The 2,746-nt window shown below is 47.0% G+C and carries 3 protein-coding genes; all 3 read left to right on the top strand.

The window, feature by feature from the left end:
- Positions 1-393, top strand: a 393-nt coding sequence (locus KIO97_RS21555) for a DUF4842 domain-containing protein (protein ID WP_285381881.1), incomplete at its 5' end; no start/stop codon positions are given.
- A 12-nt stretch (positions 394-405) separates the two neighbouring features.
- Positions 406-882: a hypothetical protein gene (locus KIO97_RS21550; protein WP_212583345.1), complete on the top strand. Its 477-nt coding sequence runs from the start codon at positions 406-408 to the stop codon at positions 880-882.
- A 347-nt stretch (positions 883-1,229) separates the two neighbouring features.
- A partial coding sequence (locus KIO97_RS21545; RefSeq protein WP_285383900.1) for an LruC domain-containing protein occupies positions 1,230-2,746 on the top strand: 1,517 nt, incomplete at its 3' end.

The following is a 2,746-nucleotide window of genomic DNA, read 5'->3' as shown; positions in this document are numbered from 1 at the left end:
ACCGAAGGCTCCGATCGCTCCGCCATTGCCAACATGCCGTATGACCCGTTCATCTTCGCCACACCAAATACTTATCATGGTGAAGGGCTTCCGTTCCAACCTGGACGAACATTGGAGATCCACCTGCCAGGCCAAGCTCCTACGGAACAATTCGATACGAGTTTATACGGTATCGGTGTCGATGCTAGCTTGAATGGCTCCAACAACTACTTTAAGACCGCTACCTACCTACCTTGGGCACTGCTCATCGTTGAAGATTGGGAATGGCCACTGGAGCGCGTTGATATTGTCGAAGCCTACCCTGAGTTCCAAGATTGGGCAGAATCCGGCGGCACAACAAACCAAAACTGGCATCAATCACCTGCCACTGACAAAACTTACGATCTGCCATAGGGAGAGGATACGATGAAATATATAATTGCAATTCTTATGGGGGTTATCCTACTCGCGCTCACCGCCTGTGGGGGCGGTGATGGCTCTGGCGGTGGAAGCAGCGATGACGACAGCTCTACTCCGCCCCCTGTTACCATTGTTGAACCAGATGAACCAGATGATCCGACAACAGCGCAGGACTTAGTTGTCCCAGAGGGCTTTGACTACAACCCAGTAAAACCGGGTACGCTGAGCGTGGATATTAGCGGCTTTTCGACACAACGAGCACAGTTGAGTTTGTACAAGCAATTTAGCGAAGACAACGCTGGTAACTACCGAGCTCATTACGCAAGTAAAGTGGTTTCTGTTCCATTAGCCAGTGGGAAAGTGGATTTCGACTTTAATGTATCTGACAGCCAGAAAGACTTGCTGGTCGAGATTTGGTTTTATGATGGCTCAGAGCCGGTAAAACGTGTTATCTCTGTCAATGACACTAGCTTGAAGCTGTAAGGCTCTCTAGCTCTACGGGCAACTAAGCACCACTTAAAAAATCGCATACTTCTTCGGAACATGCGATTTTTTTTGATTGCTGGAAGGTGACTGTGAAATAGTTTTAATGATCTACTGACCATTCAGAAAGGTTTGAACCAAGCACTCTAATGACAATCTCTTCAAAACACAGAGCTTGATTTTAACTTCATGACTCCACTTTTCAAAATCGTACACATTTTCCAACCTTTTTGACTCTCATAATGAAAACGTCAGGAATGCTTAGAAAAAAACACTTAACAAACAAGGCATAATAAATGGCATAAAAGTTTCATATGCATCATTACCTAATTCAAAAGGGATTTCTTATGAAACGTTTATTTCTCCTGGCAACGGGGATTGCGATAAGTACACATAGCTTCGCAGGGCCGTTTAGTGAATGCCCCAGTGATGCCTACTTAATCCAAGGGAAGCCAGCATCGGTATACTCTGTCGACTTAGTAACCGGCACCTACAATTTAGAAGTGGCCTCCATCGGCTTAGGTCAGTCCGGCTTTAATGCTGCGGGTTTTAGTGAGAACGATGGTTATCTTTACGGCTATGATTCCGAGAACCAGAGAGTATTGAGAATGGGGAGTGATTTCCAGGCCGAAGTTGTCTCCGTGTCAAACTTACCCAGTTACGGTTTTATTGCAGGTGACGTATACGATGACTACCTTTATTTCTACAACAAGTCGAAAGGTATATTCAAGATTAACCTCGCCCCTTTGGCATCAAACTCTTCAGCCAGCCTGAGTATTCAAACCGTCAAATCCTATTCGACTAACAAAGCAAATCACTCTGATATCGCCATTCACCCTTTAAACGGAAAGATGTATGGTGTCGATAATAATACGGGGATTTTATACGAGTACAGCCGCTCAGACGGTAGTAGAATCGATAGAGGTAACACTGGTATCGGTGGAAACGGATATGGCGCTCTGTATTTTGACGGCGAGGGATATCTGTACGCCGCTAGTAATAGTACAGGCAACATTTACAGAATTGATCTAACCGATCCATCAAACATCACCAATGTAAACGGAGTGTTCTTTGCAAATGGACCCGCTTCTGGCCAGAATGACGGCGCACGATGTGCGAGCGCATCTGCTGTACCAACAAACTCTACAATTGACTTTGGCGATGCTCCAAACACCTACAGCACGACATTGGCGTCAAATGGTCCTCGCCACGAAATAGACGGTTCTACCTACTTGGGCAGCATTGCCCCTGATGGTGATTCTGATGGGCAAGCGGATGACAATGCTGTCGACACTGCCGATGAAGAAGGGGTTGGCTTCGTGGCGGCACTCGACCCGGGTTTAAGCTCGGTGATTGAAGTCACCGCCTCCACTTCTGGCTATTTATCTGCATGGTTTGACTGGAACCGAGATGGCGACTTTGCTGATGCGGGTGAGCAAGTCTTTACTGATGAACTTCTCTCCGCTGGTAGTAACACGCTGCCATTTATTGTGTCTGACGCGGCAACTGCAGGGTCAAGCTGGAGCCGTTTCCGATTCAGTCAACAGACAGGTCTAAGCTACACCGGTGGTTCAACGTCTGGTGAAGTGGAAGACCACCCTATTACCATTACAGGTAACGGGTACTCGGTCGAGCATTTCCCGAGTGTTGACTCTTATGCTTCCGTCGCTTTTGAAGACAACTGGCCATATACGGCTGATTACGATATGAATGACGTGGTCGTCGACCTTCAAATAACAGAGACCACCCTCGCAGGACATGTCGAAATCATCAGTATTTCCGGTAAGCTAGTGGCTTACGGTGCTAGCTATAAAAACGGTTTCGCTATCCGACTACCTGGCATCGCACGAAGCAGCATTGAAAC

The organism is Vibrio sp. B181a (assembly GCF_030248375.1).
In the GTDB taxonomy this organism is placed as follows: Bacteria; Pseudomonadota; Gammaproteobacteria; order Enterobacterales; family Vibrionaceae; genus Vibrio; species Vibrio campbellii.
This window is presented reverse-complemented; position numbering and strand designations above follow the sequence as displayed.

What these genes read in the sequence shown, in the direction of transcription:
- KIO97_RS21550 (WP_212583345.1), top strand. Translation starts at nt 406, where the DNA reads ATGAAATATATAATTGCAATTCTTATGGGGGTTATCCTACTCGCGCTC.